The 17,075-nt window shown below is 63.0% G+C and carries 16 protein-coding genes; 2 read left to right on the forward strand and 14 right to left on the reverse strand.

The window, feature by feature from the left end; genetic code table 11:
• Positions 1 to 24 precede the first annotated feature (24 nt).
• A complete protein-coding gene (trxA, locus tag P0Y65_18065) occupies positions 25 to 348 on the forward strand; it encodes a thioredoxin (protein WEK04068.1) in 324 nt (107 codons plus the stop codon).
• A 378-nt stretch (positions 349 to 726) separates the two neighbouring features.
• Complete coding sequence (locus P0Y65_18070; GenBank protein WEK06835.1) at positions 727 to 2,346, forward strand: glycoside hydrolase family 3 N-terminal domain-containing protein; 1,620 nt, start codon at positions 727 to 729, stop codon at positions 2,344 to 2,346.
• A 55-nt stretch (positions 2,347 to 2,401) separates the two neighbouring features.
• Here the strand turns inward: P0Y65_18070 and P0Y65_18075 are convergent, their stop codons facing one another.
• From P0Y65_18075 to aroA, 14 genes are all read right to left on the reverse strand, one after another.
• Positions 2,402 to 3,694 carry a bifunctional folylpolyglutamate synthase/dihydrofolate synthase gene (locus P0Y65_18075; GenBank protein ID WEK04069.1) on the reverse strand — a complete coding sequence of 431 codons (1,293 nt, stop codon included), beginning with the start codon at positions 3,692 to 3,694 and terminating at the stop codon, positions 2,402 to 2,404.
• A gap of 60 nt (positions 3,695 to 3,754) precedes the next feature.
• Positions 3,755 to 6,262, reverse strand: a complete 2,508-nt coding sequence (locus P0Y65_18080; protein WEK04070.1) for a methyl-accepting chemotaxis protein — start codon at positions 6,260 to 6,262, stop codon at positions 3,755 to 3,757.
• Between the two features lie 97 nt (positions 6,263 to 6,359).
• A complete protein-coding gene (gene accD, locus P0Y65_18085) occupies positions 6,360 to 7,343 on the reverse strand; it encodes an acetyl-CoA carboxylase, carboxyltransferase subunit beta (GenBank protein ID WEK04071.1) in 984 nt (327 codons plus the stop codon).
• 115 nt (positions 7,344 to 7,458) lie between these two features.
• Entirely contained in the window at positions 7,459 to 8,280 is an 822-nt protein-coding gene (trpA, locus tag P0Y65_18090; GenBank protein ID WEK04072.1) for a tryptophan synthase subunit alpha, read from the reverse strand.
• A 3-nt stretch (positions 8,281 to 8,283) separates the two neighbouring features.
• The gene (gene trpB, locus P0Y65_18095; protein ID WEK04073.1) at positions 8,284 to 9,495 is read right to left on the reverse strand and encodes a tryptophan synthase subunit beta; all 1,212 of its coding nucleotides are present in this window, start codon (positions 9,493 to 9,495) and stop codon (positions 8,284 to 8,286) included.
• Between the two features lie 42 nt (positions 9,496 to 9,537).
• Positions 9,538 to 10,188, reverse strand: coding sequence for a phosphoribosylanthranilate isomerase (locus P0Y65_18100; protein WEK04074.1), 651 nt, complete (start codon positions 10,186 to 10,188; stop codon positions 9,538 to 9,540).
• An 8-nt stretch (positions 10,189 to 10,196) separates the two neighbouring features.
• Complete coding sequence (locus P0Y65_18105; protein ID WEK04075.1) at positions 10,197 to 10,559, reverse strand: lipopolysaccharide assembly protein LapA domain-containing protein; 363 nt, start codon at positions 10,557 to 10,559, stop codon at positions 10,197 to 10,199.
• Positions 10,560 to 10,650: 91 nt separating this feature from the next.
• On the reverse strand, positions 10,651 to 10,932 hold the full coding sequence (locus P0Y65_18110; GenBank protein WEK04076.1) for an integration host factor subunit beta: 282 nt from the start codon (positions 10,930 to 10,932) through the stop codon (positions 10,651 to 10,653).
• Between the two features lie 38 nt (positions 10,933 to 10,970).
• Entirely contained in the window at positions 10,971 to 11,909 is a 939-nt protein-coding gene (gene sppA, locus P0Y65_18115) for a signal peptide peptidase SppA (GenBank protein ID WEK04077.1), read from the reverse strand.
• Positions 11,910 to 11,975: 66 nt separating this feature from the next.
• The gene (locus tag P0Y65_18120; GenBank protein WEK04078.1) at positions 11,976 to 12,311 is read right to left on the reverse strand and encodes a BrnA antitoxin family protein; all 336 of its coding nucleotides are present in this window, start codon (positions 12,309 to 12,311) and stop codon (positions 11,976 to 11,978) included.
• A 309-nt stretch (positions 12,312 to 12,620) separates the two neighbouring features.
• Positions 12,621 to 13,112, reverse strand: a complete 492-nt coding sequence (locus P0Y65_18125) for a GNAT family N-acetyltransferase (protein ID WEK04079.1) — start codon at positions 13,110 to 13,112, stop codon at positions 12,621 to 12,623.
• A 77-nt stretch (positions 13,113 to 13,189) separates the two neighbouring features.
• A complete protein-coding gene (gene rpsA, locus P0Y65_18130) occupies positions 13,190 to 14,914 on the reverse strand; it encodes a 30S ribosomal protein S1 (GenBank protein ID WEK04080.1) in 1,725 nt (574 codons plus the stop codon).
• 167 nt (positions 14,915 to 15,081) lie between these two features.
• Positions 15,082 to 15,720 carry a (d)CMP kinase gene (locus tag P0Y65_18135; GenBank protein ID WEK04081.1) on the reverse strand — a complete coding sequence of 213 codons (639 nt, stop codon included), beginning with the start codon at positions 15,718 to 15,720 and terminating at the stop codon, positions 15,082 to 15,084.
• Positions 15,721 to 15,722: 2 nt separating this feature from the next.
• On the reverse strand, positions 15,723 to 17,075 hold the full coding sequence (aroA, locus tag P0Y65_18140; GenBank protein WEK04082.1) for a 3-phosphoshikimate 1-carboxyvinyltransferase: 1,353 nt from the start codon (positions 17,073 to 17,075) through the stop codon (positions 15,723 to 15,725).

The following is a 17,075-nucleotide window of genomic DNA, read 5'->3' on the forward strand; positions in this document are numbered from 1 at the left end:
CTTTCAACCCAAAGGCAAATAAACATGACGACTCACGTTTCCGACGCCAATTTCGGCGAGGAAGTCCTCAACTCCAAAGAACCCGTGCTCGTGGATTTCTGGGCTGAGTGGTGCGGGCCGTGCCGCGCGATCGCACCCGTACTCGACGAGCTTTCGACTGAGCTGGCCGGCAAGGTCAAGATCGTCAAGCTCAATATCGACGAGAACCCGTCCACGACCGTCAAGTATGGCGTCCGCTCCATCCCGACCATGATCCTGTTCAAGGGCGGCGAGGCTGCAGACATGAAGATCGGTGCCGGCACGCCAAAGGCTGGCCTCACCAAGTGGCTGGAAAGCCACGCCGCCTAAGTCCAGGCGACCAGAAATTGCAGAACACCGCTGGAGCGATCCGGCGGTGTTTTTGTTTGAGCCCCCAGGCTCCCCATGGCACGAAGATCTCCCACGTACCCGGAACCCGACCTTCTCCCCTAGAGGGAGAAGGTGGCTCGGCAAAGCCGAGACGGATGAGGGGTTTCGCGATCCACCATGCCTTGGCGTCTGCGGAAAGCCCAGGACCCCTCATCCGCCCCTGCGGGGCACCTCCGTGAGGCGAAAGCCGGGGCGGGGTTTCCGCTCGCCCTCGTTCATCCGCATTTCCTCTGATAGAAAGACCACCAGACTCAAACGGAGGATGCCTTGGCGCCGATCGATCTTTCCGCCGCCCCCTTCAATCTCGACGATGCGGCGATGGCCTGGGTGGCGGCGACGCGCGAGGCACTGACGCCGCGCGACAAGCTGGCCCAGCTCTTCGTGCTGCTCGCTCGTGGGACAGCGGAAGAGACGGCCGAGACCGTGCGCAGCTTCAAGCCCGGCGGCATTACCCGGATCTATTCGGACAGCCTCGAGGCCGAGGTAGCGCTGGCGCGTGACCTGGGCACGCTGAGTGCGATCCCGCTGCTCGTCAGCGCCGATCTCGAAGGCAGCCGGATGAGCCTGCCGTTCGGGACCGCCGTGCCCAATCCGCTGGGGCTGGCTGCCGTGGATGACGTGGCCGCGACCAGCGCGATCTCCACCATCATGGCGCAGGAGGCCCGCGCCGTCGGGCTCAACTGGAGCTTTACGCCGGTCATCGACATCAATGCCGCCTGGCGCAGCGCCATTGTCGGCACGCGCTCCTATGGCAGCGATATCGAGCGGGTCGAGCGCCATGCCATGGCGCAGGTGGAAGCCTTCCAGGCCAATGGCGTGGCCGCGACGGTCAAGCACTGGCCCGGCGAGGGCTATGACGATCGCGACCAGCATCTGGTCACAACGGTCAATCCGCTCTCCATGGCCGAGTGGGAAGCCAGTTTTGGCCGGCTTTATCGCAAGGCGATCGCCGGCGGTGTGCTGAGCATCATGTCGGCGCATATCGCGCTGCCGGCCTATGCACTGGCGCTCGATCCCGGTGCAGGCGCCGAGGCCTATCGGCCGGCCTCGCTGAGCAAGATCCTCAACCAGGACCTGCTGCGGCGCGAGCTGGGCTTCAATGGCCTCATCGTTTCGGACGCCACGCCTATGGCGGGCATGGGGGACTGGGGTCCGCGCGATGCGGTGCTGCCCGATGTGATCATCTCGGGCTGCGACGTCATCCTCTTTTCCGACGATCCCAATGCCGACCTGATGCGGCTGGTGAAAGCGGTGGCCGATGGACGGCTGAGCCAGGAGCGGGTCGACGAGGCGGTCACCCGCGTGCTGGCGCTCAAGGCGGCGCTGGGGCTGCACAGGGAGCGACCCGAGCCGAGCATGGAAGAGGCCCGCCGCTTCGTTGCGACCGATGAAAGCCTCATCGTCTCGCGCGGGGTCACCGAGCGCGTGCCGACGCTGGTCAAGGATGTGCGCAATATCCTGCCGCTGTCGAGGCACAAGACGCCGCGGGTGCTGGTCTATTCAACCGGCGTTGTCCTGCCCTTTGCGCCGGAGCCGATACCCCTGAGCCTGCCGGAGCTTCTGGCAAAGGAGGGCTTTGCCGTCACGGTCTTCGAGCCGGGGCAGGATCTCAATGCCAAGGATTTCGACCTCGTCCTTTATCTTCTTGCCGAGGAGACCCTCCTCACCCGCAGCCGGATCTTTCTCGACTGGAAAAGTCTTACGGGCTCGGTGTTCGGCGCCATGCATCGCGTCTGGCATGACATGCCGGTGCTGATGATCTCCTTCGGCTATCCCTATTACCTCCATGACGCGCCGCGCGTGCCGGCCTATGTCAACGCCTATGGCTCGAGCGAAGCGATCCAGGCCGCCGTGCTCGAAGCCATCATGGGGCGTTCCAATTTTTCGGGCAGCAGCCCGGTCGACCCTTTCGTCGGCAGCGAACAGGGCAAATATTGAGCGTTTCTAGGAAAAGTGGGTACCGGTTTTCCGGTTCCGAAACGCGGCTGGACAATTAGTCAGGCGGAGTACCGTTGCGGGCCAGCACGTCACCGGCCAGATAAAGCGAACCGCAGATCAGCACGCGGGCATCGCCCAGTTCGGCGGCAGCCCTGAGGGCCGAGATGACCGAGCGCATGGGGCGCGCGTCGAAGCCAAGCTTGCGCGCCTCGCCGGCGATGAAGCTGTCGGGATGGGCATTGGCCTCGCCGGGAATGGTCAGCGCCAGCACATGGCCCGCCTTGCCGACGAAAGGCGCCAGGAAATCGGCGGGGGCGCGGGTGTTCATCATGCCCATGATCAGTACCAGCGGTGCCGCGCGCCGTGTATTCATTTCGGCCAGCGCCCGGGAGAGGGCTGCCGCCCCGTGGGCATTGTGGCCGCCATCAAGCCAGAGCTCGGCGCCGGCGGGCAGCAGGTCGCGCAGCTTGCCGTGGATCGGCTGCAGCCGCGCCGGCCAGGTCACATTGCGCAGGCCCGTCTCAAAGGCGGCCGCGTCGATCGGCAGGCCGAAATGCCGACTGGCGGCGATGGCGAGGCTTGCATTGTCGAACTGATGCGCACCGAGCAGGGCCGGCGGCGGCAAGTCGAGGAGGCCATCCTCGTCCTGATAGACCAGTCGGCCGTCCTGCGCCGCGCCATGGAAATCCTCGCCCTGCCACACCGGCGTGACGCCGAGGCGGCGCGCGGCACGGTCGAGCACATGACGGGCCTCGTCACGCTGCAGGCCAATAGCGGCCCGGGCGCCGCGCTTGAAAATGCCGGCCTTGTTGCTGGCAATCTCGGCAATGGAATTGCCCAGAAACCCCTGGTGGTCGAAATCGATCGGGGTAATCACCGTGCCCAGCGGGCGCTTGATGACATTGGTGGTATCATAGGTACCACCCATGCCGGTTTCGAGCAGCAGATAGTCGGCCTTGATCTCGGCATAGAGCATGAAGGCGGTGACGGTGGTGATCTCGAAAAAGGTGATCGGCCGGCCGGCATTGACCTGTTCGACATGTTCGAGCGCCGCATTGAGCTTGCGCGTGCCCACCAGCTTGCCCGCCAGGCGGATGCGCTCGTTGAAACGCATGAGGTGGGGAGAATTGTAGACATGCACCGACTTGCCCGCCGCCTCGAGAAAGGCGCGCAGATAGGCAATGGTCGAACCCTTGGCATTGGTGCCGGCGACATGGATCGTGGGCGGCAGATGGTCCTGCGGATCACCGAGATCCGCCAGCAGTGGCAGCATGCGATCGAGACTGAGGTCGATCAGCTTGGGGTGCAGCGCCGACAGGCGGCGGAGGATGGCATCGGTGCGGGACATGGCGGCATTCCAGATCAGAATGCCGCTTCCCTACCCCCGAATGCCGCCCGGCTCAATGGATCAGAATTCAGACCAGTCCTTGTCGACAGCATGCGCCGCATTGCTCCGGCGCAGATAGGTGCCGGCGACAGCCTTGAGCTTGTCCTGCATGCTGCGAATGCCCTGCGAGGGCGCAACAACTGGCTGTGGGGCCTGGTTGCGCTGTGGGATGGCGTCGATGGTGAAGATATCGACGATGCGGTCGAGCTCGGTCGCCTGGGCCTCGGTCTGCTCGATGGCGGCATTGGTCTCCTCGACCAGGGCCGCATTGTGCTGGGTCATTTCATCCATCTGACGGACGGCGACATTGACCTCGTCAATGCCGCTGGCCTGGGCCCGGCTGTCGCGGGCGATGGTTTCGAGCGCCGCGGTATTGTCGCGGATGGCGCCGAGCATGGCGGTCAGCTTGGCGGAGGCATCGGCCACGAGCTTGCTGCCGCCGCGCACCTCTTCGGTGCTCTGCTGGATCAGGCCCTTGATATCGGACGAGGCCGAGGCGGCCGATTGGGCCAGGCGCCGCACTTCCACGGCGACCACGGCAAAGCCCTTGCCGGCGTCACCGGCACGCGCCGCTTCCACTGAAGCGTTGAGCGCCAGCAGATTGGTCTGAAAGGCAATATCGTCGATCAGGCCGATGATATTGGAGATTTTGGCCGACGAGGTCGTGATGCGGTCCATGGCTTCGGTCGCCTGGGCCATGACCTTGCCGCCCTCCTCGGCGCTGTGCGAAACGGCAAGCGCCTCGGCACTGGCGGCCTCGGCTTTCTGCGCATTGGCGAGGACGGTCGAGGCAAGCTGCTCCATGGTGGCCGAGGTTTCCTCAATGGTCGCAGCCTGACGCGTCGTGCGTTCGGAGAGGTCATTGGCGCCGGAGAGGATTTCGCCGGTCGCGGTCTTGAGCGCGCCGGATGTACTGCGCAGCTGGCCGACGATCTCGCCGAGCTTTTCGGCCACGGCATTGGTGTCATGCTTGAGGCGGGCAAAGGCGCCTTCGTAGTCGCCATGGACGCGCTGGGTGAGATTGGTCTCGGCCAGCGCCGCCAGCACGGAACCGGTTTCACCAAGACCACGGTCGACCGTTTCGACCAGGGCATTGACCGAGCGGGCCAGGGCATTGAGTTCGGCATCGGGGAAATCGGCGTCGACGCGACGGCTGAAGTCGCCGGCTATGGCGGCATCGACCACATTGCCGAAGGCCCGCTGCAGGCTTGCCATCATGCGGGCCCGTTCGGTCTGGTTGGCCAAGACCTGGGCCGCCTCGGCCTCGGTCATCTGCGCCACCTTGAGGCCGTTCTCGCGGAAGACCTCCACGGCGCGGGCCATGGCGCCCAGTTCGTCGGTGCGATCGGCACCGCGCACCTCGATGTCGAAATCGCCCTTGGCCAGGGTCTCCATCGTGTCGGTCAGGCGGGTAATCGGACGGGTAATGCTGCGTGAGAAAATCAGGCTCAATGCGGCGACCACGGCCAGCAAGCCTGCCCCGATCAGCAGCATGGAATTGCGCATATTGGTGACCGGGGCGAGGATCTCGTCCGTGCCCTGAACAGCAATGGCCGCCCAATTTCCGGCGCGCGTGGTGACCGGCGCCGCCGCCGCGATCATATCCAGGGCGCGATAGTCGGTGGTCTCGCCCTCCGCCGCCGTGCCGGCAAGGGCGGTGTCCAGCATGGGGCCGGCAAAGCCGGTCAGCAGGGCGTCGTTGTCGGCGGTGAAGGTCGAATCGGATCGCAGCAGGCCATCAGGGCCGACAATGATCACTTCGCCAGTGTCGCCGAGCCCGGAGCGGTCGCCGATGACAGCATCGAGCCGTTCGGAGGGAAGCTGGATCGCCAGCACGCCGACCTTGCGGCCCTGGGCGTTGAACACCGGCTTGGCAAAGAAGCTGACCGGCAGTCCACCAGCGGCGGCATAGGCCGTGAAATCGGCAAAGACCAGATCGTCTGGATTCTCGATGGCGACGGCCTGCTGGAAGACCGCGCCCAGGCTCGTCGTCGCCATGGGACCGCCTTCGGCAAAGCTGGTGCCAAAGTCGTCGGCCTTGTTGACCGAATAGACCATGAAGCCCTTGAGATCGAAGAGGTAGAGATCGCGATAGCCGCGCGAGGCGATCTGGTTGCGATAGCCGGGATGGAAGCGCGTATGGGTGACGTCGTAGGCGCCGGTCGTTCCCAGCGTGTCGAGCGCCGCCAGATTGCCGGCATTGGGATTGTCGTCGACATAGAGCTGGCGCACTTCGGCGGTCGGATCGACCTTGAACTGCAGCCAGGCACCGCCGAAATCGCGCAGCGCCTGCACGGTTGCTTCCGAGCGCGAGGTGGCGACGAGATCGTCCTCCACCGATTTGAGATAGGTGGTGACGGCTGCAGCGCGCTCGTTGGCCAGCGTCATCAGATTGGTTTCGGCGGCGCTGCGCAGCGCCTGACTCCCGATCATGTAGCTGGCGAGACCCACCCCGACACTGACCAGAAGGGCAGATCCCAGCAGCGCCAGCGGCAGCTTGCGGGCAATCGGCATCGACAATTTCAGCATTACGCTCTCCCCAGCGATAAACGCCGGATCAGGTCCTCACTGATCCAGGCGATTTTTTCGCACCATAGGGTGAGCGCCTTAAATGCGCGTAAAGACGCTATTCTGCGTGCGTGGCTGCAGGCGGAGTGATCAGATCGTCAGCATCATCGCCTTCGGCTGCCACAGCTGCATCGCGCAGGCTTGCCCGGGCCGTCACCGCCGGGGCCGTGCTGGTCAGTGCCGGGGACGCCTCGGCCTTGGTCAGGATGGACGAGAGCGATCCAATGGTCGAGCGCAGGTTGTGACGGTGTACGACCATGTCGACCATGCCATGCTCGTAAAGATATTCCGAGCGCTGGAAGCCCTTGGGCAGCTTTTCGCGGATGGTCTGCTCGATGACGCGCGCGCCGGCAAAGCCGATCATCGCCCCGGGCTCGGCCAGATGCACATCGCCCAGCATGGCATAGGAGGCGGTGACGCCACCGGTAGTGGGATTGGTCAGCACGACGAAGAAGGGCAGGCCGGCTTCACGCAGGCGCAGCACGGCAACGGTGGTGCGCGGCATCTGCATCAGGCTCAGCACGCCTTCCTGCATGCGCGCGCCGCCCGAAGCGACGAAGAGCACGAAGGCCGTCTTGCGATTGGCAGCGGTTTCGAGACCGGTGATGATGCCCTGCCCGGCAGCCATGCCCAGCGAGCCACCCATGAAGTCGAAATCCTGCACGGCAACGGTGATGTCGCGCTGGTAAAGCTTGCCGGTAGCGACGATGACTGAATCGTCAAAGCCGGTCTTGGCGCGATTTTCCTTGATCCGGTCCGGATAGCGCTTCTGGTCGCGGAATTTCAGCGGATCGACCGGAACGGACGGCACGGACACGAGGCTGTATTCACCCTCGTCAAAGAAGGTTTTCAGCCGGTCGGCCGGCTTGATCTTCATGTGGTAGCCCGAATTGGGCACGACCCACTGATTGGCTTCGAGGTCGCGGTAGAACACCATTTCGCCGGACTCGGGATCCTTGACCCAGAGATTTTCGGCAATGTCAGGCCGCTGACCAAGCATAGAGCGGATTTTGGGGCGGACGAAGTTATCGATCCAGTTCATAGCGAGCCTCGCGCGGTGACCGTGAGGTCACCTAGTCAATAATTGTGGCAATTCTATCAGACCCAGCGCCTTGGGTTAAGGGCGGAGGCCACTATCCCACAGGCGAGAGCCGGGTTCAGGCCCGGGCCTGTCGTCCGCCCCGGGCGATATCGGCCACCAGATCGGTGAGTGCTGCGACGGTTCTGTCGGTTGCCTGGCCGTCATCGAGCGATTTGGCGATGGCATCGACCAGCACTGTGCCGACGGCAAGGCCATCGGCGTGACGACCAATCTCGGCGGCGTCCTCGGCGGTCTTGATGCCGAAACCCACTACGACCGGCAGATCGGTATGCTGCTTGATGCGCTGCACGGCATCACCCACGGCGGCGCGCGACTTGATCACGGCGCCGGTGACGCCGGTCATCGAGACGTAATAGACAAAGCCGGAGGTGTTCTTGAGCACCACAGGCAGGCGCTGGTCATCGGTGGTCGGGGTGATCAGGCGGATGAAGTCGATGCCGGCCTTGAGCGCTGGCAGGCAGAGTTCGTCGTCTTCCTCGGCGGGCAGGTCGACGATGATCAGGCCATCGACGCCGGCTGCCTTGGCGAGGGTGACGAACTTGTCGACGCCCATGGAATAGATCGGGTTATAATAGCCCATGATGACAATGGGCGTATTCTCGTCCCGGCGACGGAAATCCTCAACCATGCCCAGGATGCCCATCAGCGTCTGGCCGGCCTTGAGCGCGCGCTGGCCACCGAGTTGGATGGCGAGCCCGTCAGCCATGGGATCGGAAAAGGGCATGCCCAGTTCGATGATGTCGGCGCCGGCCTGCGGCAGGGCATGCATGATGGCCTGGCTGGTGGCGAGGTCAGGGTCACCACCCATGACATAGGCGGCAAAGGCGGGACGGTTGGCGGCCTTGAGTTCGGCGAAACGCTTTTCGATACGCGACATGAGTTAGAGCAGCCCCAGATAGTTGCCGACGCTTTCGACGTCCTTGTCACCCCGGCCCGAAAGGCAGAGGACGATCGACTGATCCTTGCCCATGGTGGGCGCGATCTTCATCAGTTGCGCCAGGCCATGGGCGCTTTCGAGCGCCGGGATAATGCCTTCGAGCTTGGTGCAGAGCTGGAAGGCTTCGAGCGCCTCGTTGTCGGTGATCGGCTGGTAAGTGACGCGCTTCTGGTCGTGCAGCCAAGAGTGCTCCGGGCCAACGCCGGGATAGTCGAGGCCGGCCGAGATGGAATGGCCTTCGAGAATCTGCCCGTCGTCGTCCTGCAACAGATAGGTGCGGTTGCCGTGCAGCACGCCGGGGCGGCCGCCGGTCATCGAGGCGGCGTGGCCGTTCTCGACCTCGATGCCATGACCGCCGGCTTCGGCGCCATAGAGTTTCACCTCGGCATCATCGAGGAAGGCATGGAAAGCGCCGATGGCATTGGAGCCACCGCCGACGCAGGCGACCACGGCATCGGGCAGCCTGCCCTCGAGATCCTGGAACTGCTGCTTGATCTCGGCGCCGATAACGGACTGAAAATCGCGCACCATCTCGGGATAGGGATGCATGCCGGCGGCGGTGCCGATCAGGTAATAGGTATTGTCGACATTGGTGACCCAGTCGCGGATCGCCTCGTTCATGGCGTCCTTGAGCGTGCCGGCACCGGCCGTCACCGCACGAACCTCGGCGCCCAGCATCTTCATGCGCAGCACATTAGGGCGCTGGCGAGCGACGTCGGTGGCACCCATGAAAATGGTGCAGGGCAGGTCGAACTTGGCGCAGACAGTGGCCGTCGCCACGCCATGCTGGCCAGCGCCGGTCTCGGCAATGATGCGGGTCTTGCCCATGCGTTTGGCCAGCAAAATCTGGCCCAGGCAATTGTTGATCTTGTGGGAGCCGGTGTGATTGAGCTCCTCGCGCTTGAACCAGACTTTCGCGCCGCCCAGCTTTTCGGTCAGGCGCTCGGCGAAATAAAGCGGGCTGGGTCGGCCGGTGTAATGGGTCGCCAGGTTCTGCAGCTCGGCCGTATATTTCGGATCCAGCTTGGCGGCGCGGTATTCCTTTTCAAGGTCCAGCACCAGCGGCATCAGGGTTTCGGCGACAAAGCGCCCGCCATAGATGCCGAAGCGGCCGTGCTCGTCCGGGCCGTTGCGCAGGGAATTGGTGCCGTCCATGTCGATATCCCTCGAAGCGCCGAGGGAGCCCCGGATCGCTGGTTAACTTGCCGCTGCGCGGGCGTTCCTGATGAATGCCTCGATCAGCCGCTTGTCCTTGACGCCAGGCCGGCTTTCGACCCCGGAGGATACATCCACCGCAAAGGGGCGGACAATCCTGATGGCCTCGGCAACGGTCTGCGGCGTCAGGCCCCCGGAAAGCATGAAGGGGATGGACGGGTCAAGGGCTTCGAGCAAAGACCAGTCAAAGGTATCGCCCAATCCGCCCGGCCGATCGGCGCCCTTGGGCGGCTTGGCATCGAGCAGGATACGGTCGGCGACATCAAGGAAACTGGCGACATGGGCCACATCCTCGGCCGAACCGATGGGGACCGCCTTCATGATCTCGACACCCGCCTCGGCCCGGATGGCCTCCACCCGATGCGGGGATTCAGGGCCATGCAGCTGGATCCAGTCAGGGCCAAGGGCGGCGACTTCAGCGACGCAGCTATTGTCGGGATTGACCAGCAGAACACAGGTCTCGATGCGGCCGCGGGCGGCAGAAATCAAAGTGCCGATGTCCTCGATCGAAACGTGGCGCGGCGAGCGCGCAAAATGCACGAAACCGACCATGTCGGCGCCGGCGTCAATTGTGGCATCCAGCAGATCGAGGGTCTTGATGCCGCAAATCTTGATGATGATCGGGTCGGCCATGGCCTTGCTCAGCGCAGCTCCAGCAGATCGTCGGCTTCGGCCGGACGGCCATTGGGCGCCTGACCGTGCTTGCGGCGCAGGCTTTCCAGTTCGCTGGACAGCTGTCTGGCCTCGCGGCGCCAGTGCTTTTCGCTGCGACGGTGCCCAGCTTGCGAGAACCAGGTGGCAATGCCGCCGAGCAGCACGCCAAGCAGCAGGATGACGAACATCACCACAAAGAGCGGCACGCCATAGCCCGGTGCCACGGCGCTATCGGCAGAAACGAAGGGATTGAAATTGACGGCGACGAAGTGCCGGTTGGCCAGGGCGAAGATGATCAACCCCAGACAGAGCGGAACGAGCACCACCCAACCGACAATTTTGTTGACCATATACAAGATGCCTATGGAGCCCTTGCCCCGTTAGAGAAGCGTTGATCGCGCTTCCGAACGGAAAAGTGGCATCCACTTTTCCCGGAAGCGCTCAGGTGCGGTTCAGCCGCTCGCGAATTTCCTTGCCGGCCTTGAACTGGGGCACATACTTCTCGCCCACATCGACCTGCTCGCCGGTGCGCGGATTGCGACCGACGCGGGCAGGGCGGTTCTTGACCGAAAAGGCGCCAAAGCCACGCAATTCCACGCGATCACCGCGTGCCATCGCGTCCCCGATCTCGTCGAGGATGGCATTGACGATATTTTCGATATCACGCTGGAACAGATGCGGATTTTCCGCCGCGAGTTTCTCGACGAGTTCCGACTTGATCATCCCAGGCTCCAGTTACCGGACGTCCATGCTCCAATAGATCAGGAGCGCGAACCAACCTGCCAAAGCGAGACCAAACCGTCAAGCGTCATGGAGCCTTCTGGTAGACCAAGCATGGCCTTAGCCTGTCCGCCAAGGAAGGTGCCGAGCAGGCTGAAGCCTTCATCGGGCAGCGGATAGACCGTGACGACGTCGAGGTCCTCGGGCAGGTCACGTTCAGCCTGCAGCCAGTTCAGGGCCTCCAGCTCACCACCAATGTCATCGATCAGCCCGGTCTCGACTCCAACGCGGCCGCTCATGATGCGGCCGTCCGAGAGGGCAAGGGTTGCCGGACGCGTCAGGCCGCGACGTTGTGCCACGACGTCGACGAACCATTGAAAGCTGTCGTCGACCAGTTCGGCGATGGATGCGCGCGGCGCGCCTTCCATAGGCTCGTCAAAGTCGGGCTCGGCCTTGAGCGGACCGGAAGCGACCTTGTCGAGATCGACGCCGATGGTTTCGAGGAGCTTGCCGGCATTGACATGCTGGAACAGCACGCCGATCGAGCCGACGATGGAAAGCCGCCGGGCAAAGATGCGATCGGTGGCGATGGCGGTCATATAGGCAGCCGAGGCGCCGACTTCCTTGATGACCGAAACGGTCGGCTTGGCCGCGCGCAGCTGCGTCATGGCTTCATAGAGCTCTTCGCCACCGGCCGAGGTGCCACCAGGGGAATTGATGGCGACGATCACCGCCTTGACCGCATCGTCCTCGGCAAGGTCCTGCATGACTTCAAGCCGCGTCGGATCGGTGGCTATAGTGCCGTCGATGACGATGCGGGCCACATATTGCGCCGGCGCCTGGGGGAGAGCGAAGCGACCGAGGCCGATGACGACAGCGATCGCGAGGGCGATGAATGCCAGCACGCGCCAGAGACCACGCGACTTGCGGTAACGCTCGGCGGCAATCACGGCGTGAGGATCAGCGTGCTGGTCGGTCATCAGGGCCTCGTTTACATTTCGGCTTCCGACCTAGCCGCGCTGTGCCAGCTTGGCAAGCGAGGGTTCTCAACCGGCCTTTTTAGCTGCCAGCTTCTCCTGAGCCGTCACATAGGCCCGCAGCGCCTTGTTGATGTCGGTCTGATAGCCCTTGCCGTCCTTGGCATGGCTTTTGAACCAATGGAGGATGTCCATATCGAGCCGCAAGGTCGTCTGCTGCTTGTGCATGCGACGATAGCTCACGCCTTGTACGGCATTCTCAAAAAACTCGTCGGTCAGCTCAGGAATGTCGGACAAGTCGATCTCGCTGTCGGGACGCTCGGATAACGCCTTGAGCTCAGCAATCTGTTCTTCCGTCAGTGGCTTGCGGATATATCTAACGATATTTTCCTCGGTGTCGCTCATAGCGCTGCCTCTCGTCCTCTGTGGCTTGGCGGGCCGAAATGACCCGGGTGATCACCCTGCCTTGCCGATACCGATCCACGTAGATAACAACCAACAAGGACCAGGCCAGACCGATGAATTTTCCAGCGATCCTCGCCATCTATGGTTTGATCGTATTCCGTTAGTTCGAACGGGTCGTCGAAAACCGCCAAAGCAGCTTCAAAGCTGAGCTCATGCTTCAGCCTGTTGGTCCGATTCTTCTCATTGTCCCACTCGAATTCCACGCGTCGCCCCACCACGCATGATCGGAATGTAACTACAGATTTGTAGTTACACAAGCTTGCGGGTCATCAGCCGGGCGGCGGTTTCGTAGCTCTGTAGCTTGTCGTTGAGTTCTGGCAGGTTCTGGGCACGGAAGCCGTGCTTGTGCCAGAAGGGCATCGAGCCATTGACGGCAACGAGGCTGACGCTTGGCAGACCTATTGCCCGGGCGTGGCGCAGGATATCGCCGACGATCATGGCCGCCGCGCCAGTGCCACGAGCGGCGTTGAGCAGCGCCAGGTCGTGCAGGTAGAGCGTGTCCGCATCGCCGGGAATATCTTCCAGCAATGAGTTTAGCGGCGGCAATTCGCCGAAGCGCCAGGGGTGGGACAGGATATAGCCCGAAGGGACGCCATTGAGTTCGAGCAGGCGCGTGCCATCGGGATAAAGGCGCAGGCGCTCGGCAAAGACGGCAAGGTCTTCCGGGAAAGACGGATGCACCGTCGCTGCGATCGCCTCGACCGCAGGCAGGTCGAGCGTGGTCATGGCCCGCCAATGCATTGTCTGTCTCATACGCCTCTATAGAAAGCAAAAGGCCCGCGCTGGGAAGCGCGGGCCCGATGGTCAGGCGGACGGAATTACTTCTCGTCGCGACCCTTGAGGGCTGCGCCCAGGATGTCGCCCAGCGATGCGCCCGAGTCGGACGAACCGTAGTTGGCAACAGCTTCCTTTTCCTCGGCGATTTCCAGTGCCTTGATCGACAGCTGGATGCGCGAGGTCTTGCGATCGTACTGGGTGACGCGTGCGTCGACCTTTTCGCCCTTGCTGAAACGCTCGGGACGCTGATCGTTGCGATCGCGGCTGAGGTCAGCACGACGGATGAAGGCGGTCATTTCGGTGTCGGCGATACGGACTTCAATGCCCCCATCGTTGACTTCGATGACCGTGCCGGTCACGACAGCATTCTTGCGGATGCCGCCGGCTTCGCCAGCGCCAGCGTCAGCACCGGTTGCCGACGAGGTGGTCTCGCCAGTTGCCAGCTGCTTGATGCCCAGGGAGATGCGTTCCTTTTCGACGTCAACGTCGAGGACCTTGGCCGAAACCATGTCACCGCGGTTGTAGTCTTCAAGGGCCACTTCGCCCGACTTCTGCCAGTCGAGGTCGGACAGGTGAACCATGCCATCCACATCGCCGTCGAGGCCGATGAACAGGCCGAATTCGGTCTTGTTCTTGACTTCGCCTTCGATGGTCGAGCCGACCGGGAACTTCTCGGCGAAGCTTTCCCATGGGTTTGCCAGGGTCTGCTTGAGGCCGAGCGAGATACGGCGCTTGTCGGGATCGACTTCGAGCACGACGACTTCGACTTCCTGGGAGGTCGAGACGATCTTGCCGGGGTGCACGTTCTTCTTGGTCCAGCTCATTTCGGAGACGTGGATCAGGCCTTCGATGCCGGGCTCGAGTTCAACAAAAGCACCGTAGTCGGTGATGTTGGTGACGCGGCCAGTGAACTTGGCTTCGATCGGGTACTTGGCTTCGATACCATCCCACGGATCGGCCTGAAGCTGCTTCATGCCGAGCGAGATACGGTGAGACTCGTGGTTGATGCGAACGATCTGGACCTTGATGGTCTCGCCGATCGTGAGCACTTCCGACGGGTGGTTGACGCGACGCCATGCGATGTCGGTGACATGCAGCAGGCCGTCGATGCCGCCGAGGTCAACGAAGGCACCATAATCGGTGATGTTCTTGACCACACCGTCGACAACCTGGCCCTCTTCGAGCTGCTGGACGATTTCCGAACGCTGTTCGGCGCGCGATTCTTCCAGAATGGCACGACGCGAAACGACGATATTGCCGCGACGCTTGTCCATCTTGAGGATCTGGAACGGCTGCAGCACGTTCATCAGCGGCGCGATGTCGCGGATCGGGCGGATGTCCACCTGCGAGCGCGGCAGGAAAGCAATGGCGCCTTCGAGGTCGACGGTGAAACCACCCTTGACCTGGTTGAAGATCGTGCCTTCAACGCGCTCGTTGGCATTGTACATGACTTCGAGCTTGACCCAGCTCTCTTCACGACGGGCCTTTTCGCGCGACAGCACGGCTTCGCCAGCGGCGTTTTCTACGCGGTCGACATAGACTTCGACCACGGAACCGACGGTGATGGTGCCGTCACGGCCAGCCTGGCCGAATTCCTTGAGGGCGATACGGCCTTCGGTCTTGAGACCGACGTCGATGATCGCCAGGTCCTTTTCGATCGCAACGACGGTGCCCTTGACGACGGCACCCTCTAGGGGCTCGTTGTCGACGAACGAGTCCATCAGCAGCGATTCAAAATCTTCTTTCGTCACAGTTTGCTGTGCCAAATATCTTCTCCGTTGCACCGGGGGCTTGTGTGAAGGACCGGAAACCCGCCATTCCCAATGGAAATGCCGGCGCGCGAGCGCCCGATCTAAACGTTGATTGGATAGTTTCCGCTGGCCTCGCCCGATGAGCGTCGGGGCCGAAAACACCAAGGGTTGGATTTGAGCCTTTAGAGCCCTGCCCTGGATGCCATGGTCCCATCGACGATCGCGATGGCTGCGCGGAGTGCGGCTTCTATATCGAGAAGCGTCGTGTCGAGCAAGTGCGCGTCGTCCGCTTTGTAGAAGCCGCCATTGGGATTGAGCATGTCGCGCGCATCCCGCTCCTCTATTTGGTGATAAAGGGCGTAGCGATCAACCACCTGACCACGGCTTTCGAACTGGCGGGCCCGGCGTTCCATGCGCGCCTTGCTATCGGCCTGGATGAAGAGCTTCACATCCGCCTCGGGCGTAATTGTGGTGCCGATGTCACGGCCGTCAAGCACGGCGCCGCCCGCCTGGATGGCGAAATTGCGCTGGTAATCGAACAGGGCCTTGCGCACGTCGCCGATCACCGCGACCTTGCTGGCCAGCGAACCGATTTTCGACGACTGCAGGAACTCGGGCTCGATATCGCTGGCGTCGAGCGTCTGCGCTGCCACAATGGCGCGCTGTTCGAAATCTTCGGCATCCTCATGCGCATCCACGGCCCGACCCACTGCGCGATAGAGCAGTCCGGTATCGAGATAGGGGAGATGATAGTGGCGGGCGAGACCCGAGGCGAGCGTGCCCTTGCCGGAGGCAGCCGGTCCATCGACGGCGATGATCATCCCTAGCGTCCCTTCACTGTTTCAAAACGCGCGCCAGCCGCAGCCATGGCAACGACAAAGCCGGGGAAACTGGCCGCTATGGCATTGGTATCGTCCAGCGTCACCGGGCGCTTGCTGGCGAGGCCCAGCACCAGAAAGCTCATGGCGATGCGGTGATCGGCGCGGCTTTCGACCGTGCCGCCGCCATCCACCTTGCCAGTACCGACAATGGTCAGGCTGTCCTCGCCCTCGGTGACGGTGACCTTGTTGGCGGCGAGACCCCCTGCAGTCGCGGCAAGCCGGTCGCATTCCTGGTGGCGTAGTTCGGCCAGACCTTCGATCATGGTCTCGCCATCGGCATAGGCGGCCGCGACCGCCAGGACCGGAATATCGTCGAGCATGCTCGCCGCATGATTGGCGCTGACGCTTATGCCCTTGAGCCGCGACGAACGCACGCGCAGGTCAGCAATAGGCTCGCCGCCAAGCTCGCGCTGATTGATGAACTGAATATCGCCGCCCATTTCGAGCAGCGTATCGATGAGGCCGGTGCGCGTCGGATTGATCAGCACATTGCTCACGACAAGGTCCGATCCGGGCACGACCAGCGCGCCAACCACGGCATAGGCGGCCGAGGAGGGGTCGCCGGGCACGGTGAGCGGACGCGGGCGCAATTCGGTGAGCCCGTTGACGGTGATGGTCGCGCCCCCACCATCGTCCTGCGTCACACTGATACTGGCGCCGAAATCGGCCAGCAGCTTTTCCGTGCTGTCGCTGGTCGAGACCGGCTCGACAATCGTGCTGGTGCCAGGAATCTGCGCGGCGGCCAGCAGCAGTGCCGATTTGATCTGATCGGAGGGCGCCGCCATGACATGGTGGAAGGGCAGAGGGAGTGATGGGCCACGACGCGTCAGTGGCAGGCCGCCGTCAACGGTCTCCTCGACCACGACGCCAATCGGGGCCAGCGCATCGAGCAGGGCGCGCAGCGGACGCCGGGTCAGCGTCGGTCCGCCGGTAAAGCGGGTGGGGAAATCATAGGGCGCCAACAGCCCAAGCAGCAGGCGCAGGCCGGTGCCCGAATTGCCCATGTCGAGCCGGACCTGGGGCGCCATCAACCCTGCGACACCCAGGCCATGGACATGCCAGACGTCGTCGTGTTCCTCGACGGATACGCCCAGATGGCCCAAGGCCGCAGCGGTGGCCCGCACATCGTCAGAATCGAGCAGGCCCTCAATAGTGGTCTGGCCCACGGCCAGCGCCGCCAGAATCAGGGCGCGATGGGAAATGGCCTTGTCACCGGGCGTTGCGAAATGCCCCGCCAGCGGGCTTGCGCCATGGCAGGCCAGGGGTGCCGGCGTGGCTGGGATTTGATCGGTCAT

It is taken from the genome of Candidatus Devosia phytovorans (genome assembly GCA_029202405.1).
Classification (GTDB): domain Bacteria; phylum Pseudomonadota; class Alphaproteobacteria; order Rhizobiales; family Devosiaceae; genus Devosia; species Devosia phytovorans.